Raw genomic sequence first — 16,442 nt, 5'->3', positions numbered from 1 at the left:
TTGAAGTTTGAATAAATTTTAGAAAAATAAATAACTAATTATGAAAAAAATAATATTCGTATTTGTACTAATTATTGTAGTTGCTTGTTCTAATAAAAAAGAAATGACACAAACTGCAGAACTATCTTGTGGCCAATGCAAGTTCGATTTAGACTCAGAATCTGGTTGTAGTTTAGCAGTTCGTTTTGATGATAAAGCCTATTTTGTAGACGGTTTTAATATTGATGATTTTGGTGATGCACATGATGAGAAAATAGGTTTTTGCAACGTAATCAGAAAAGGAGAAATTACTGGAGTTGTAAAAGATGGAAGATTTCTAGCGAGTTCTTTAAAGTTGGATAACGCTAAATAGAGTAAAACATAAAACTCCGAAGTAAATTATTTACTTCGGAGTTTTTTTTGAATGCATACTGAATAACTACCCTCTAAACTAGGGTGCAGGATTAGGAATTTCAGTATGTATAGCTTCAATTTCTTTTAAAGTTTCATCAGATAAATTAATATGAATACTTCCAATATTTTCTCTCAATTGATCCATTTTTGTAGCGCCAATAATATTACTAGTTACAAATGGTAACTGATTAATGAACGCTAATGATAACTCAGATAATGAAATTCGATTTTTTTTTGCAATTGCTTCATACTTTCTAACTGCACTTAAAGAACCATCTCCCATATAACGTGCTATAAATCGCGGAAATAAATTTCCTCTTGAGCCTTCAGGACTATTTCCATCTAAATACTTACCAGATAAAACACCTTGTGCTAAAGGAGAATAGGCTAACAAGCCAATATTTTCTCTCATAGAAACTTCACTCATCCCTACTTCATATCCTCTATGAATTAAGGAATATGAATTTTGGATAGTAACCGGTTTAGCCACATCTAATTTTTTACAAGCTTCTAAATATTTCATAGTTCCCCAAGGAGTTTCATTAGACAAACCATAAGTTCTAATTTTTCCTTGTTGTACTAAACTGTTGAGGGTTTCTAAAATTTCCTCATAATTTTCAGCTTCACTACTTGCGGTGCTTGTTGGAAAATCTCTTGTTCCAAATACATTTACACCCCTATTTGGCCAATGCAATTGGTACAAATCGATATAGTCTGTCTGTAATCTTTGCAAACTACTTTCTATAGCTTCTAAGATATTCTTTTTGTTAAGACCTCCTTTTCTTATATGAGCAGTATAATCTCCACCTCCAGCAATTTTACTTGCCAAAACAACTTTATCTCTATTTCCAGTTTTTTTTAACCAAGTTCCTATAATACGTTCAGTATCACCATAAGTTTCTGCATTTGCAGGAACAGGATACAGTTCTGCAACATCAAAAAAGTTTACTCCTTGTTCTAAAGCGTAATCCATTTGTTGATGACCCTCTGCTTCTGTATTTTGGTTTCCCCAAGTCATTGTCCCTAAACAAATTTTAGAAACTTTAATATCAGTATTAGGTAGCTTTGTATATTTCATTTATTTAATGCTTATTTTTATTTGCTTAATCGTGTAACTATTCTAGACCTAACAACGAAATTAAAACTTATTCATATTTAAAACAATAAGCGTATAATTTTTTAAATTATACGCTTATAAAAAAATACTATTATGTAAAACTATAATTATTGAACCAAAAATTGTTCAATAAATAAAGTTCTATTTCAAAATTGCTTCAATACCTGGTAAGGTTTTACCTTCTAGACTCTCCAACATTGCGCCACCTCCAGTAGAAACATAACTCACTTTATCAGCAAATCCGAATTGTTTTACAGCTGCAACAGAATCACCTCCACCAACTAAAGAAAATGCTCCATTTTTAGTAGCTTTGTCAATAGAATGACCCAAAGCAATTGTTCCTCCCGCAAAAGATTCCATTTCGAAAACACCTAAAGGTCCATTCCAAAGAATTGTTTTGGATTCATTTACTACTTTATCAAAAATTTCTTGAGATTTTGGACCAGCATCAACTCCTTCCCATCCATCAGGAATATTATTGATATCACAAACTTGTGTATTTGCATCATTACTAAAATCGTCAGCAGCAATTACATCTACAGGAATATGGACTTGAACTCCTTTTTCTTTGGCTTGCTTTAAAATATCTAAAGCTAATTCTTGTTTATCGTCTTCACAAATTGAATTTCCAATTTTTCCTCCTTGCGCTTTAATGAAGGTAAAACTCATCCCTCCACCAATAATCAAATGATCTACTTTGTCTAAAATGTTTTCTATTACAGTTATTTTAGATGATACTTTTGCGCCACCTAAGATTGCCAATACAGGTTTATCTGAATTGTTCAACACTTTATCTATACTTATTATTTCTTTAGCTAATAAGTTTCCAAAACACTTGTTCTCTGGAAAAAATTGTGCAACAATTGTAGTTGATGCATGCGCTCTATGTGCAGTTCCAAAAGCATCATTTACATAAATATCACCTAATTTAGATAACTTTTCAGCAAAAGCAACATCACCTTTTTTCTCTTCATCATAAAAACGTAAGTTTTCTAACAATAATATTTCACCTGATTCTAAGTTTGCAACAGCTTCTTCTACTTTATCTCCAATACAATCAGATACAAATTTTACATTTACACCCAAAATATCAGTTGCTTTCTTAACGATGTTTCCTAAAGAAAATTGATCTTGAAATCCTTTTGGACGCCCTAAATGCGACATTAAAATACAGCTTCCACCTTGTTCTAAAATATCAATTATTGTTGATTTTGCAGCTTGAATTCTAGTAGCATCAGTAACCTCTAATTGATCATTTAAAGGTACATTAAAATCTACACGAATTAATGCTTTTTTATTTTTGAAGTTAAAATCTTTTAGTGTTTTCATTTTTTTGAATTCTATTTTCAACAAAAATACCGATTTATTTACTTTTTTTTGGTTTGAAAACCTAAAAGTTAATATAACGTTTGCGTAAATATTCGCTTATATTTCTTCGGTAAAAACTAAATTTTAATGATGAAAAATATTAAATTAGTTTAACCTCAGTAACCACTTCGTTAGTCCAAAATTTTTATTTCATTTAAAGCATTAATAATTTTAATTGAAAAAAAATCTTGTACTTTTGCTCATGCTTTTCAAACAAATTGTAGGTCAAGAACATATTAAAAAACATTTGATAAAATCTGCTGAAAATGGCAGAATTCCACACGCACAACTATTTGTAGGTAAAGAAGGATGTGGAACCCTGCCAATGGCAATTGCTTATGCGCAATTTTTACTGTGTCATTTTTCTGATAATGTTGAAGTTTGTAATTTAAAATGTGACAAATTGCAACATCCTGATTTGCATTTTGCTTTTCCTGTTACAGCTAATGAAAATGTAAAAAAACACCCTGTTAGTAGTTTGTTTTTAGAAGATTGGAGAACATTTATTAACACACAACCTTATGGAAGTTTATTTAACTGGTTACAACATATTGGAGTTGAAAATAAACAAGGAATTATTGGAGTTGATGAAGCTGAAGAAATAGTAAAAAAATTAAAACTAAAAAGCTACGAAGGTGGTTTTAAAGTGATGATTATTTGGATGGCAGAAAAAATGAATATTGCTTCCGCAAATAAATTGTTAAAACTGATTGAAGAACCTCCAAGCAAAACAGTTTTTTTATTAATTACCGAAAACGAAGAGCAGATTATCAACACGATAAAATCTCGTTGTCAAGCTTTACATTTTCCTGCTTTAAGTGATCAGGATATTGCCAATACTTTGGTGGTAAATCATCAAGTAAATGACAATGAAGCTTCTAAAATTGCACATCAAGCAGAAGGAAATTTTAACAAAGCCTTACATTTATTACAAAATGATGCTGACGATTTGATTTTCCAGGAATGGTTTGTGGCTTGGATAAGAACTGCCTTTAGAGCTAAGGGAAATGCTGCTGTTGTACAACAATTAATCTCTTGGTCTGATACGATTGCTAAAACCGGACGTGAAACTCAAAAACGTTTTTTAGATTATTGTTTACAATTTTTTAGACAGGCATTGTTACTGAATTATAAATCTGACAACTTGGTTTTTATGGAAACCAAATCTGGTTTTGACTTGTCTAAATTTGCACCATTTGTTCATTCTGGAAATATTTTAGATATTGAAAAAGAATTGAATGAAGCCATATATCACATTGAAAGAAATGGAAATGGAAAAATTATTTTGTTAGATTTATCTATGAAATTAACTCGTTTTTTGCATAAAAAAGAGGCAAAAGTATAATTTTCTCAAAAAAAGTGTCCCCTTTTTAATTTTGGCAAACGTCTTAAGAGTATAAAACTTAAAAACTTTAGATTATGAAACAATTTATGATGATTTTTATTGGTGCAGATTACACTGATTTAGGACTTTCTCCAGAAGAAATGCAAGCAAGAATGGGAAAATGGTTTGCTTGGGGAAACAAAATGGGAGAAGCAGGAATTTTAAAAGGTGGTGAAGCTTTAACTCCACAAATTAGACGAGTAGCTGGCAAAGACAGAGTTGTTACTGACTTAACATCTGCGGAAGTAAAAGAAATTGTGGGTGGTTATTATACTGTTGAAGCCAAAGATTTTGATGCAGTACAAGAAATTGCCAAAGATTTTCCTGATTATGATTTAGGAGGAACTGTAGAAATCCGTGAAATAATGGTTTTTGACAGATAATGGAAACAAAACTCATAGACCATCTTTTTCGCCATCATAGTGGAAAGATGGTCTCTGTTTTAACACGCATTTTTGGACTTTCTAATTTAGAAATTATCGAAGATGCTGTTCAAGATACGTTTTTAAAAGCAAGTATTTCTTGGCGAAAACAACAACCAGAAAACCCAGAAGCTTGGTTAACGCAAGCTGCAAAAAACAGGGTTTTAGATATTTTTAGAAAACTAAAAACAACACACAAACACTTACCCGAACTTAAAAATGGCACACAAACCATTGCTATAAATGATCTTTTTTTAGACAGTGAAATTGAAGACGCTCAACTTCGGATGATTTTTACGGCTTGTCATCCAAAATTAGAGCTCAAAGATCAAATTGCATTTGCCTTAAAAACCATTTCTGGATTTAGTGCAAAAGAAATCGCATCCGCTTTATTAACCAAAGAAGAAACCATCAAAAAAAGATTACTAAGAGCAAGAAAAGTAATCAAAACTAAAAATTTGGCTTTTAAAATTCCCCAAGGAAATGAACTTCCAGAGCGAATTGAAAGTGTGTTAAATGTTATTTATTTGATTTTTAACGAAGGTTTTCACTCAAACAAAAAAGACATTTTAATTCAGAAGGAATTGTGTGGAGAAGCTATTAGACTGTGTAAAATGCTACTCAAAAACAAGTACACAAAAACTTCTGATGTTTATGCATTGTTTGCATTAATGTGTTTTCATTCTGCAAGACTAGATGCCAAAATAAATACAGAAAATGAGTTGTTAGATTTAAAAACTCAAGACAGAAACAAATGGTCTTTTCCTTTAATTCAATTAGGCAATGCAATGATGAATAAAGCTGTTGAAACCGAAAATTTTTCAAGATATCATTATGAAGCCGCTATTGTTGGCGAACACATAAAAGCGCCCAGTTTTGAACAAACCAATTGGGATAAGATTTTAGACTGGTACAAATGTTTATACCAATTGAATCCTACTCCTTCTTACCTTTTAACAATGGCTGTTGTTTGCTTACAGAGTGAAAATTATATAAAAGCAAATTATTATTTTGAGCAAATAAACCCTGATGATTTAGCACAACGTGCTTATCTTTTTTACGGTGCTAAAGCAGATTATTTTAATAAAACAAACAACAAAAAAGAAGCTTTAAAAGCTATTGATTTGGCTTTAGAAAAAGTGACAAATAAATTAGAAAAGGAGTTTTTGGAGAAGAAGAAAAGGATGTTCAAGAATTAATTTTGATTTTCTCTAATTTGTGAGATCAAAAGAAAAACAAAACTCATCATCCAAATTAAAAAACCAAAACCTACAAAAACTTCAGTTATACCTCCACCTTCATCTCGAGGAACACTTCTAATACCTATTGCAAATAAGCCAAAAACTATCGTTGCAATAGAAATCAATATCCTTATTTTTAATCTCCATTTCTTAAAATATAAATTAATAAAATATAAAACATTTGCCAGCCAAGGTAAACCTATTATTGGTTCTAATAATCCCATCCAACCTACTAATAAGCCAAATAAACCTAAAAATAACCAAGCACCAATGAACATTGGAAGCATAAGTGCTAGGATATAAAGTAAAATAGAGTAATTCCTATACTTTTCAATTTTCATAATCAACTACACCCCTTTTGCAACTCTTTTAGCAACATATAATTCAGCAATGGTTGGGTTTTCTGAACAAGATTTAATTTTGATAAATTCGTCTCCTGTTTTCACAAAACCAGTTTGTAAAACTTTAAAATAAACTCCGCAGAAAGTGGTATTCCAGAATTGCTTTACAATTTTCATATTGTTAAAACGGATTCCTAATTTATAACAGGGATTTCTTTGCACTGTAGCTTCTAAAATAGTTTCGCCCACTTTAAAAGTATCACCTTGATGTATTTTAGTTTCATCAAAATCATCAATGGTTAAGTTTTCACCAAAAATTCCCATTTCGAAATTTACCTCTGGATGCAGATTTTTAAAATAATCGTAATGTTTTAGAGAATACGCATATACTGCTTGTAAAATTCCTCCGTGATTTTCTCTATCACAAATGGCATCACCTTTTACATCTTCAGCATCTAAAAAAATGGGAGAACTTACTGGATATTTAAAAATACCTGTTTCAATTTTCTTTCCTTTCCAGTCAATTTTTTTACGTTCTCCAATATTTGTAGCAATAATTTTCACAGTTTACTTTTTAAATTTTGATAAGGCTTTTTTAGTGAAATCAGACAAAACCAATTCACCAGAAACAGCAGCTCTTTCCGCTAATAAATCATTCCAATTTTGGGTACCTTTCCATAGCGCTTTTTTCATTTCTAATAAAGCATCAGGATTATAAGAAGCTAATTTTTCAGCTAAAATTTGCACTTCCTCATCCAACTCTTTTTGAGTTTCAAAAACTTTAGCATATAACCCTTTTTCCTTTGCCCAATAGGCATTTTTCCAGTTGGTTGCATCTAATGTTAATTCTGCTGTACCAGCAATTCCTATTTTTCTTGACACAGCTGGTTCTATCACAAAAGGCCCAATTCCGATGGTAAATTCTGATAATTTTATAGATGCGTGTTCTGTTGCCAAGACATAATCGCAAGCTGCTGCTAAACCAACTCCACCACCCACAGTTTTTCCTTGAATTCTACCAATAATTAACTTTCCACAAGTTCGCATTGCGTTGATTACATTGGCAAAACCTGAGAAAAATTGTTTACCTTCTTCTAAATTAGAAATAGCTACTAATTCATCAAAAGATGCACCAGCACAAAAAGCTCTATCACCTTCAGATTTTAAAATAATTACAGAAATTGCATCCTTTTGTCCTACAGAAATTAGTTCTTTTTGCAGTCTTTCTAACAATTCACTTGGAAACGAATTACTGGCTGGATGACCGAATTCTATCGTTGCAATTTTATTTTGAATATGGGTATATAAACTTCCGTTTTGTCTTGAGGTCATAAACGTTCTTTTTGTAAAAATAGGATTTAATTCTTAATAGTTCTCGATACTTTTTTCTTCATTCTTCAAAAAAACACTCGAACTGACAACAATTTTAATCATTCTTTATCAATGGCAAAAATTCTCTTCTAAATTTAAAAACCAGTGGCAAACCACGTGCTAAAATCCAAAGTGTGAAAGCAATCCAGATTGCTGTTAGTTTTAAATCTAAATAATCAAAAAATAACAACGTTGGGATAAAAACCAATCCTGTAGAAAGAATTAAAAGGTTTCTTAAATACTTCATTTTTCCCATTCCTTTAAACATTCCATCAAAAATAAACGTGATGGCACTAATGGGTTGTGTTAGTAAAACAAGCCAAAAAACAGCATTAAATTGTTTTAAAACTTCAGGTTCTTTTGTGAAAATTTGTCCGATGAAATCGTGAAAAATAAATCCTGTTAAAGCAATAATACTACCTGTAATGATTCCGTACTTGAAAAGTTTTTTACTCAATTCAACCAAAGTTTTATAATCTTTAGCGCCCAATAATTTTCCTGATAAAATGTTACCTGCACTTGAATAACCATCAATCATAAAAGCGCCCAATAACCAAATATTTATACCAATAGTATAAGCTGCAATATATTCCGCCCCATAATCTGTTGCGTAAGCCGTTGCAAAATACAAAGCCGTATTTAAAGCGATTGTTCTCACAAAAAGATTTCCAATCATTCCTAATAAAGTAGGAATTTCTTTATGAAAAGGTAAGGCAATTTTTAGTGAAATGGATGTTTTTTTCAACAACAAAACTACCGCTATTATTGCCATTGTAATTTGCGCAATAACACTTGCATAAGCTGCTCCTTCTATATTCATTGCAGGAAGAACACCTTCTATTCCATACACAAAAATGATATCTAATACAATATTTAACAACGCGCCAATAATTGCAATAATCATTGGGTAATAAGTATTTTGTAAACCTCTAAAAGTTCCGAAAACCGCAAATACAAAGAGCGAAAAAGGAAATCCAAAAATTCTAATTTTGAAATAAGTGATACAGTAGTTTAAGATATCACCAGAAGCATTATAAAATCGAAATATTTGTTCTGCAAAAGGATAAGAAATTGCCAAAACCAATAAACTTCCAAAAACTACAATAGCAATGGCTTGCGCAGGTAACGTTTTTATTTCATCCAATTTATTGGCACCTAAATATTGAGATACAATGGAAGAGATTGCGCTTCTAATTTGACCAAAAACCCAAATTAACATCGAAATAAAGGCACCTACAATTCCTACCGCAGCTAAACTCTCAGTCGCATTTTCATCAATATTACCAATAATTGCAGTATCAGTAATAGATAATAAAGGTTCAGCAATACCCGCAATTAAAGCAGGAATTGCTAACTTATTAATGCTTTTTAAGCTAATCTTTGTGTTCAAAAAAAATGTTTTTTGCAAATGTACACATCTAAAAAATGAGAAAAGAGCCAAATCAGTGAAAAATAACTAACTTTGCAGCGACTAAATTCGCTGTAATGAAAAATATCTTAGTACCTATTGGATCTACTGAAGCTGCTCAAAATACTTTGCAATATGCCATTGATTTTGCAGCTGACATTGAAGCTAATGTTTATGTTTTTAGAGCTTATAAAGCAAAATCTAAAGCTGGGACAATGATAAATGTTGATGCTATTATTGAACGTGAAACCAATTTATATTTGCGTACAATGGTAAATGCTGTTGATACTAAAAATGTTGAAGTTAAATTAATTTCTGCAAAAGGAAGTGTGGTAGAAAGTGTTGAAGCTATTGACCAAGAATTAGGTATAGACTTAATTATTGTAAACTCTAAGAGCAACTCTATAAAGGAAGAAGTTTTCTTAGGCAGTACAGCTGGAAGTTTGGTAAAAAAAACAAATATACCTGCGTTATGTGTTCCTCCTGGGTACAACTATGAAGCTATACAAAATGTATTATTGGCTTTTAAATCTGGAATTCTAAAAAGTAAAACTGCATTAAATCCTTTACAAAAAATTGTAAAAAAGTTTAACCCAGAAGTCAATTTGTTATTGGTGAAAACTGCTGGTTATACAGAAGAAGATTTGGTATTAAGTCAAGATTTAATTGAATTACAAACTACGTTTACTACTACTGAAAACGCCACTACTTTTCAAGGAGTTTTAGAGCACTTTAAAACGCATAATCCTGATATGCTTTGTGTTTTTAGACGCAAACGCGGATTCTTTACTAAGCTTTGGGAAAAGAACACCATTTTAAAAGAAGAGTTTCATACTTCTAAGCCTTTGTTGATTTTAAAAGGAAAATAGTTTTGTAAAATTATTTTGAGATTTCTCAACTTCATTTCATTTCGTTTGAAATAACAAAATAATCTAGTATATAGGTTTGAAAGTTAAAACTTCTCCAAAAGAAAAATCATAACCTACAATACAGGTATATTTTGAAAAATGAGATATTGTATTATAATCTAAATCTGTCACAATTTCTGCTAAAGGAACAAATGCAAAAATTAACATCAAAAAAATAGACATTAGTTTTACACTTTTCGATTCTTTATCGGTTTCAGAATATTGAATTACAATAGGATTGTAGTTTTCTTTCATAGTTATAAAGATAATGAAATAATTAATATTTTAAATCAGCAGGCTCCAAAAAAGGGATTTCTAAATCGTAAATTTCTTTGATGTAATTCTTTATTTCCTCAATAAAACTGTCTAATCTTTCTTGGTTTATCTCTAAATCTGGTTTTCTGTAATTGGATGAAAAATTGACTGATAAAAAACCGTTATTTAAATTTTTGAACGAATAAATTCCGGCTTCTAAAGGTTTTGTAAAATTATAGTTTTTTGTTTTTGAGTAAATATAAGCATACAGCAAAACTTGAATCGCTTTGTGATGTTTATCATCACGTAAATCCTCAAAGTTGGGAACTCTTAAATTAGAACTACTTACCATTCCTGTTTTGTAATCGATGATTCTTAAAACACCATTCAATTCATCAACTCTATCTACTTGACCGTGAATTTTTATAGGAAAATCAATTCCGTCTATCTCGATTTCTGTAGCTAAATTTTCTTCTGTCGCAATAATTTTTAGTTGATTATTTTTATCACTTAACAACTCCTTTTCTTGATTTAAAAAATTAATCACAAATCGATTGGCAACTTCAAAAATTAGACGATTTCTTCCTGTAGATAAATCACCGTTTTTAAATTCTTCTTTAAAATACTTTGTCACCAATTTTTTGGTTTGATTTTTCATTGCATCAATGTCTTCAACCTTTAAATATTGACCGATAAATGCAGCATACAATTCATCTAGAGTATTGTGAACAACAGTTCCTAAAGTATTATACGCAACTGTTTCTTCTACATCTTCAAACTCTTTTAACTTTAAAACTTTCTGCTTGTAAAAAGCAATTGGGTTGTGCAAATAATTGGTTAACGCTGAAGGTGAAATTCCTTTTTCTGCTAATGTTTTCAAGCTTTCTAAAACACGTTTATCTTTCTTTATTTCTTTCAATGTTATATTTTCTGCAACCACTTTTGGAGAAATAATTTTCTGAACAATATCTGTCCTCATCATTTCTAATTGTGTTACAAATCGGCTTTTTTCTCCGCTTCCAAAAACATCGTGTTCTGTATTGTAAATGATAAAAACATTTTTGGCTCTTTGTAACAATCTAAAAAAGTGATAAGAAAAAATTGCATCTTTTTCTCTATAAGTAGGCAAACCAAATTCTAATTTTACATCAAAAGGAATGAAAGAGTTTTGTTGTGAATTTGCTGGCAAAACACCTTCATTGGTTGAAACTAAAATGATGTTTTCGAAATCTAAAACACGCGTTTCTAACATTCCCATTAATTGCAAACCTCTTAACGGTTCTCCTTGAAAAGATAAACTTTCTGAAGAAATTAATTGTCTAAAAAATTGTGCTAAGGTTTTTAAATCTGGGAAATATTGATACTCTTTTTGTAATGACTTTAGTTGATTAAAAGCTGTGTAGAATCGAAACAAATATTCTTTTTCTAACTCGCTAACATCTTCTTTTAATATATTGATGAGTGATAAAATTCTGTCTAAAAATTCATCTACAGATACAAAAGGAGAAAAAATAGAAATTATCGTTTCTTTTAAATCCTTTTTAAGATCTTTTAAAAATGGATGCAAATATGCTGTATTAATAAAGGTTTGATTTTGTTTGGCAACTTCATCAGAAAAAACAGCAATATTCGGCAAGAGATTGAAAATTGATTGATGTTTTAAAAAGCGAATAACATCTTTATAATAGAATTCGTTTACAACTGTTTTCTGTAGCTTTTCTTGAGAAATAAACAACTGAAAAACAGCAAAAATCAAACTTGTTGTAGGTACATCTTTTAAAGGATATCCCATTGTAATATTAATGGCATTGATGTTTTTAGGTAATGAATTTAAGGTAATTGGCAGCAACGTTTCATCAGCCAAAACCAGCGCAGTATTACTAAAATCATCGAATTTTTCTAAAATCTCACCTGCATATTTAACTTGGGTAGTGTTTTTTGAAGCTCCAATGAGTTCAATTTTTTTAGTTTCATTAAAAGAGCTTCCTAAGGTTTTTAAATCGTTTTTTTCATAAAACCTCCATTCAGTTTTGTACTTTCTTATGAATGTACCTGCTTGATGATTGGACTTAAAAAATGCAATATCTATATCCCAAAAAATATCAGAATTTCCCGTTTCTAACACTTTTTGAAATAAGAATTCTTCTGCTTTATTTAAAGCATTAAAACCAATAAAAAAGAATTTTTTGTTTGAATTATTTTCTAAAAAAGCATCAATTTTTTGATAAGATTCTCTATAAATTAAACCTTGATATCCAATCCCTTTTTCTTTTAAAAAGGTGTAAAATGGATTGTAAAAGTTATTCAATTTTTCTAAAAAAGAATAATGGTCTTTCATTAATTCAGTTTCTTTAAACTCTCCTTTTACAGACCACTTTTTTAAACGCTGAATATCTCTTAAATAAACAAAAATCTCTTTGGTATTGACTAAATGTTGATCTATTTCATTAAAATCTTGTATAACTGTAATTGCCCAAGAAGCGAATACATCAAAAGTTACAGGATCTTTTTCTATATTTTTATAAATGGTATAAAAATGAAACAGTAACTGAATATTATCTGCTTTTTCTATTCCAGAAATCTGATTGATAAACTGCTCTATATTTACAATTTCAGGTAAAAATCCAACAGAAATTTTATCTTTTATTGTTTGTTTTACAAATACTTTTGCTCTTTGTGAAGGCAGTATTAAAACCACATCTTCAAAAGAAGTTGTCGTTTTTAAAATAGCATCTAAAGTTTCTGAAATGAAAGATTGCATCAATTTTTTTGAATCAGTTGGAATTTCTAAATTACAAAAACTTACTTTTATATATCTTTAATCCATAAATTATTTTTTGATGCAAAACGAATTAAACGTAGTTGGAATTCAAGCTGATTTAGCTTGGGAAGATTCAGAAAAAAATATTACTTTTTTTGAGCATCAAATCAACTTGCTTAAAAATGTTGATTTAGTAATTTTACCAGAAATGTTTACCACTGGTTTTACAATGCATCCTGAAAAAGTTGCTGAAAAAATGAATGGAAAATCCGTTTCTTGGATGAAAAAAATGACGCAGAAACATAGTTTTGCCATTTGTGGAAGTCTTGTAATTGCTGAGAACAACAACTATTACAATCGTTTTGTTTTTGTGCATCCTTCAGGAAAAATTGAAACTTATGACAAAAGACATTCGTTTACTTTGGCTGGAGAAGATAAAGTCTATAATTCTGGAACTCATAAATTGATAGTAACATATAAAGGATGGAAAATTTGTCCGTTAATTTGCTATGATTTGCGTTTTCCTGTTTGGGCAAGAAACAGAGAAAATTACGATTTATTAATTTATATGGCTAATTGGCCAGTGGCTAGAATAAAAGCTTGGGACACTCTTTTAAAAGCACGTGCCATAGAAAATATGACTTATGTTATTGGAGTAAATAGAACAGGTAAAGATGCTAACAATTACGAGTATTCTGGTAATTCTTTAATTGTTGATTATTTGGGTGAAGAGGTTTCTTCTTTAGAAAACAACAAAATAGGTATAATTAAAGCTATTTTAAATAAACCTCAACAAAATAAAATACGGGAAAAACTAGGGTTTTTGAATGATAAAGATGTTTTTAAAATTCTCTAAGAATTATTCTTTAGCCAACACTGTAATAGGAATATCTACTGCACCTGCGTAAAAAACTACAATTTCTACAGGTTTGTTTTTTTCGTTAATTCCGTAGTGAATTTTATTTACCAATTCTACAATAACATCTCCTTCTTTTAAGATCAATACATTGTTGTTAATATCCACTACTTTGAGTTCACCTTTTAACAAAATACCTGAATTTATAACAGGATGATAATGCTTATGTAATTTTGTTTTAGGTGGAATTATAATTTTTAAAACCGTAACTTTTGGTTTCCCTTTTGGGTAGTTAGGTAATTCATCACCATTCCAACTTTTAGAAGTTTCTGCTAATTTTAATACTTGAATTTCTTTAATTTTTGAAGCTCCACAAGAGGTCAAAACCAGCAAACAAATCGTAAAAAATAAGAATTTTATTTTCATGTTAGTACCAAACCATTTAGCTTGGTTGTAACATCCATTTAAACTTAAAATCAGTATCTGGAACTACAATTCTTTCTGTAATTCTATACATTCTTTCTGGTAATTTCATTAAAAAATCACGTGCTTTTTCAGCTTCAGGAGTAAGGTTGGTAATCTTATCTATTTCCCAAGCTGAATTTAACTTCTTTAAGATATCTACATAGTCAAAACCAGTGTAAACTCCTAATCTTTGAGCAACGGCAGAAAAATCATCAAACAAGGTTCCTTTGGCATCAAAAGATTCCCTTAAATGCATTGCGGGCATTACAATTTTATGTTTCATCATATGATGAAAAGCCAACATCATTTCGCTTGGATCAATTTTAAAAATTTCTCTAACAAAATCGGTATATGCTTTATGGTGGCGCATCTCATCACCTGCAATAATTTTTGACATTTTTGCTAAGGCTTTATGACCTTTTTTACGGGCAATTTTAGCCACATTATTATGAGAAATATAGGTAGCTAATTCTTGAAAACTAGTATATACAAAGTTTTTATAAGGATCAGTTGATGTACCAATATCAAAACCATCTGCTATTAAATGCTGTGTAGAAATTTCTACTTCACGCATATTTACACGACCGGATAAATATAAATATTTGTTTAACACATCTCCATGTCTGTTTTCTTCAGCGGTCCAGGTTCTTACCCATTTTGCCCAACTATTGTCTGGATCTTGAGAAACTCCGTCTAAATCCAAAAGCCAAGATTCGTATGTTGGTAAGGCTTCTTCAGTAATGGTGTCTCCTACTAAAACAATCCAAAAGTCATCGTGTAATTCTTTAGATAATTCTCTAATTTCTTCTACTTCAGATATAAAAGAATCTTTCTGAGAATTTGGCAAAAAATCTGTGGGTTGCCAAACTTTTTCTGGTGTAATTAAATATTTATCTACGAAGTGTTGCATGTTCTTTTCTAAAGTCTGCATTACTTCAATCCTAATATTTTTTATCGACATGATGTTTATTTTATGTGTTCTGTAATGACTTTTTCAGTCTTTTCTAGCAATTCTTCAAAGGGTAAAGAATCAATTTTGATTGGCTCGTGAGTTGTAATTATCATTGGACTACCAATTCCCATTGGGAATTTTCCATATTTAAAAACTTTCCAAGAATTATTTATCGTTAAAGGTACAACATATCCGTCTTTATTGAACTTTGTAATTACTTTTAATCCATTTGAGGAAAATTTTTTGGGTTTTCCATTTCTACTTCTTGTACCTTCTGGGAAAATAATAGCTCCCCATTTGTTTTTATGAATTCTTTTTGAAAACTCAACCAATTCTCCTATTGCTTGTTTAGGATCTTTTCTGTTAATAAGAGCTGCTCCTCCATTTCTTAAATTAAAAGAAACACTTGGTATACCTTTACCTAATTCGATTTTTGCTACAAATTTTGGTTTATGTTTTCGAAAAAACCATCCAATTGGAGGAATATCAAAAGTTGATTGATGATTTGCAACAAAAATTAAGGTTGTGTTTTCTGGTAATTTATGCTTGTTAATTAATCTAACAGGAACACCAATGATCAACATCGATTTTACTAAGAAAAAGTTTAAAACATCAATTACTTTATGATGTGCTGCTCTACCAAAGATATTTAAACTTATCCATTGTAATGGATGAAAAATGACTAAGAATAAAAAAAACACCAATGCAAAGATTGGTGATAATATGTAGCTTAAAATTTTCATTTCTTAAAACCAGTTATTCCAAGGGATTCTTGATAAAATTAAAACCAATGCCAATCCATAAAAGATTACAAATGTTTTAAATTTTGCTGAATCCTCTGTCTTCTTTTTGTGTTTAGACCATCCTATGGTTATTAATATAATTGCTAAAATCATCATTATTGGATGCTCTACCGCTAATAATCTTGCCGTTTTATCTCCCATTACATCTCCTGCACCAGATTTTAGAGCTTTGTACCAAGGTGACATAAAGTACCAACCTAGACCAATTAATAATTGAATATGAGAAACAATTAAAGTAAATAATCCTACTCTTAAATCTTTATCTGTAAATTCTTTTTTTTGAGTTAATCCAATAATAGCATTAACAACTGTAAAAATTAAAATTGCTAAAACAAGATATGCCCAATAGGAATGAATGTCTTTCATAATATAGTTAGTTTAGGCGGTAAAGTTACAA

The 16,442-nt window shown here is 30.2% G+C and carries 18 protein-coding genes; 6 read left to right on the top strand and 12 right to left on the bottom strand.

Annotated features, from left to right (window positions below; genetic code table 11):
- Positions 1-40 precede the first annotated feature (40 nt).
- The gene (locus tag DIS07_RS06455) at positions 41-352 is read left to right on the top strand and encodes a DUF6370 family protein (RefSeq protein ID WP_109404400.1); all 312 of its coding nucleotides are present in this window, start codon (positions 41-43) and stop codon (positions 350-352) included.
- A 78-nt stretch (positions 353-430) separates the two neighbouring features.
- Here DIS07_RS06455 and DIS07_RS06450 read toward each other — a convergent pair whose 3' ends face one another.
- Positions 431-1,471, bottom strand: coding sequence for an aldo/keto reductase (locus DIS07_RS06450; RefSeq protein ID WP_109404399.1), 1,041 nt, complete (start codon positions 1,469-1,471; stop codon positions 431-433).
- Between the two features lie 180 nt (positions 1,472-1,651).
- Complete coding sequence (locus DIS07_RS06445) at positions 1,652-2,839, bottom strand: phosphoglycerate kinase (protein ID WP_109404398.1); 1,188 nt, start codon at positions 2,837-2,839, stop codon at positions 1,652-1,654.
- 241 nt (positions 2,840-3,080) lie between these two features.
- Here DIS07_RS06445 and DIS07_RS06440 point away from each other — a divergent pair, with 241 nt between their 5' ends.
- The 3 genes from DIS07_RS06440 (at position 3,081) to DIS07_RS06430 (ending at position 5,883) form a co-directional block, all read left to right on the top strand.
- Positions 3,081-4,223, top strand: a complete 1,143-nt coding sequence (locus DIS07_RS06440) for a DNA polymerase III subunit (protein ID WP_109404397.1) — start codon at positions 3,081-3,083, stop codon at positions 4,221-4,223.
- A gap of 74 nt (positions 4,224-4,297) precedes the next feature.
- Positions 4,298-4,645: a YciI family protein gene (locus tag DIS07_RS06435; protein ID WP_109404396.1), complete on the top strand. Its 348-nt coding sequence runs from the start codon at positions 4,298-4,300 to the stop codon at positions 4,643-4,645.
- Positions 4,645-5,883 carry an RNA polymerase sigma factor gene (locus tag DIS07_RS06430; RefSeq protein ID WP_109404395.1) on the top strand — a complete coding sequence of 413 codons (1,239 nt, stop codon included), beginning with the start codon at positions 4,645-4,647 and terminating at the stop codon, positions 5,881-5,883. The genes DIS07_RS06435 and DIS07_RS06430 overlap by 1 nt, the downstream gene beginning before the upstream one ends.
- On the opposite strand, the gene DIS07_RS06425 is transcribed toward DIS07_RS06430, so the two are convergent.
- From DIS07_RS06425 to DIS07_RS06410, 4 genes are all read right to left on the bottom strand, one after another.
- Positions 5,880-6,212 carry a hypothetical protein gene (locus DIS07_RS06425; protein ID WP_146190713.1) on the bottom strand — a complete coding sequence of 111 codons (333 nt, stop codon included), beginning with the start codon at positions 6,210-6,212 and terminating at the stop codon, positions 5,880-5,882. The two genes, DIS07_RS06430 and DIS07_RS06425, sit on opposite strands and share 4 nt — an antisense overlap.
- Positions 6,213-6,272: 60 nt before the next feature.
- On the bottom strand, positions 6,273-6,830 hold the full coding sequence (locus DIS07_RS06420; protein WP_109404393.1) for an MOSC domain-containing protein: 558 nt from the start codon (positions 6,828-6,830) through the stop codon (positions 6,273-6,275).
- Between the two features lie 3 nt (positions 6,831-6,833).
- Positions 6,834-7,598 carry an enoyl-CoA hydratase/isomerase family protein gene (locus DIS07_RS06415; protein WP_109404392.1) on the bottom strand — a complete coding sequence of 255 codons (765 nt, stop codon included), beginning with the start codon at positions 7,596-7,598 and terminating at the stop codon, positions 6,834-6,836.
- 94 nt (positions 7,599-7,692) lie between these two features.
- Complete coding sequence (locus DIS07_RS06410) at positions 7,693-9,027, bottom strand: MATE family efflux transporter (RefSeq protein WP_109404391.1); 1,335 nt, start codon at positions 9,025-9,027, stop codon at positions 7,693-7,695.
- A gap of 95 nt (positions 9,028-9,122) precedes the next feature.
- Between DIS07_RS06410 and DIS07_RS06405 the strand changes: the two genes are divergently transcribed.
- Entirely contained in the window at positions 9,123-9,914 is a 792-nt protein-coding gene (locus DIS07_RS06405; RefSeq protein ID WP_109404390.1) for a universal stress protein, read from the top strand.
- A gap of 63 nt (positions 9,915-9,977) precedes the next feature.
- Here DIS07_RS06405 and DIS07_RS06400 read toward each other — a convergent pair whose 3' ends face one another.
- Positions 9,978-10,208: a hypothetical protein gene (locus DIS07_RS06400; RefSeq protein ID WP_109404389.1), complete on the bottom strand. Its 231-nt coding sequence runs from the start codon at positions 10,206-10,208 to the stop codon at positions 9,978-9,980.
- A gap of 22 nt (positions 10,209-10,230) precedes the next feature.
- Positions 10,231-12,969, bottom strand: a complete 2,739-nt coding sequence (locus tag DIS07_RS06395) for a PD-(D/E)XK nuclease family protein (RefSeq protein WP_109404388.1) — start codon at positions 12,967-12,969, stop codon at positions 10,231-10,233.
- Between the two features lie 79 nt (positions 12,970-13,048).
- On the opposite strand from DIS07_RS06395, the gene DIS07_RS06390 reads away from it, so the two are divergent.
- On the top strand, positions 13,049-13,825 hold the full coding sequence (locus DIS07_RS06390; RefSeq protein WP_109404387.1) for an amidohydrolase: 777 nt from the start codon (positions 13,049-13,051) through the stop codon (positions 13,823-13,825).
- Positions 13,826-13,828: 3 nt separating this feature from the next.
- Here DIS07_RS06390 and DIS07_RS06385 read toward each other — a convergent pair whose 3' ends face one another.
- The 4 genes from DIS07_RS06385 to DIS07_RS06370 are packed head-to-tail and all read right to left on the bottom strand — an operon-like array spanning position 13,829 to position 16,411.
- Positions 13,829-14,251, bottom strand: coding sequence for a cupin domain-containing protein (locus tag DIS07_RS06385; RefSeq protein WP_181374552.1), 423 nt, complete (start codon positions 14,249-14,251; stop codon positions 13,829-13,831).
- 16 nt (positions 14,252-14,267) lie between these two features.
- Positions 14,268-15,251, bottom strand: a complete 984-nt coding sequence (locus DIS07_RS06380; RefSeq protein ID WP_109404386.1) for an acyl-ACP desaturase — start codon at positions 15,249-15,251, stop codon at positions 14,268-14,270.
- A gap of 5 nt (positions 15,252-15,256) precedes the next feature.
- The gene (locus tag DIS07_RS06375; protein WP_109404385.1) at positions 15,257-15,985 is read right to left on the bottom strand and encodes a lysophospholipid acyltransferase family protein; all 729 of its coding nucleotides are present in this window, start codon (positions 15,983-15,985) and stop codon (positions 15,257-15,259) included.
- 3 nt (positions 15,986-15,988) lie between these two features.
- The gene (locus tag DIS07_RS06370; RefSeq protein ID WP_109404384.1) at positions 15,989-16,411 is read right to left on the bottom strand and encodes a hypothetical protein; all 423 of its coding nucleotides are present in this window, start codon (positions 16,409-16,411) and stop codon (positions 15,989-15,991) included.
- Between the last annotated feature and the right edge of the window lie 31 nt (positions 16,412-16,442).

Origin of the sequence: Polaribacter aquimarinus (assembly GCF_003129485.1) — a bacterium.
Lineage (GTDB): Bacteria > Bacteroidota > Bacteroidia > Flavobacteriales > Flavobacteriaceae > Polaribacter > Polaribacter aquimarinus.
The sequence above is the reverse complement of the archived record's forward strand: the minus strand, read 5'-3'. Positions and strand labels throughout refer to the sequence as shown.